At 49.6% G+C, this 706-nt stretch carries 1 protein-coding gene; it reads right to left on the reverse strand.

The genetic code is table 11. The features are described 5' to 3' along the window. Nucleotides 1–78: 78 nt before the first annotated feature. The coding region (locus WM40_RS27285; RefSeq protein WP_162199139.1) for an MFS transporter at nucleotides 79–706 on the reverse strand (628 nt) is incomplete at its 5' end.

Consider the following 706-nt stretch of genomic DNA (forward strand, 5'->3'; position numbering starts at 1 on the left):
GCTGGCGATTGTTCTCTGCTGCATACCATCCTCCATTCTCCCGACTGCATCGGACAAATGTAAAACGCCTTAATTGGCTTAATTGTGCATTTTCTCTTTGGACGCGAAGGCCAACGCACTCAATAACAACACTAGAGTTGCCGCGCCGTAAAAGTCACCCCAACCGAATTGAGAGATAATTGGAGGTAACAACATGATTGCTCCTGTTGCCACCAGCCGACTACCACCGCAGAGCACTGCGTAGTCTGTTGCTGATTGCTCGCCATCCGCCCAACGTAGTAGCGCTCTATATATCAACACAGAGATCACGCTTCCAATCGCATTGCTCGCGATGCAAATATTGAGCATCGCTGCATTGTGATTGCTTTGGATGTAAAGCATAGAGAGACCATTGCAAACGGAAAAGGCTATCACTGATATCACCAGCATCGGCCGTGTTCCGAACCACCGCGTCATCCAAGGAACCAACGAAGCAACAATGCCGTTCGTGATTGGGCTGACCGTGCCTAATGCCCAACCAATGGTTTCAAGCGAGAAATGCATTTGCACGAGAAGGAGACGCTGAAAATACGCGACCCCAACGACAGAAACTGTCAACACCGCAATAGTTACTAATCGCCCGTATATCTGCCTACGGGAGAACGTTCCGAGAATTGATATCCGGCGAACACTCGATGCAATGTCAGGTAGCGGCTCTTCGAGATTG

The sequence above is a fragment of the Robbsia andropogonis genome (genome assembly GCF_000970345.1).
Lineage (GTDB): Bacteria > Pseudomonadota > Gammaproteobacteria > Burkholderiales > Burkholderiaceae > Robbsia > Robbsia andropogonis.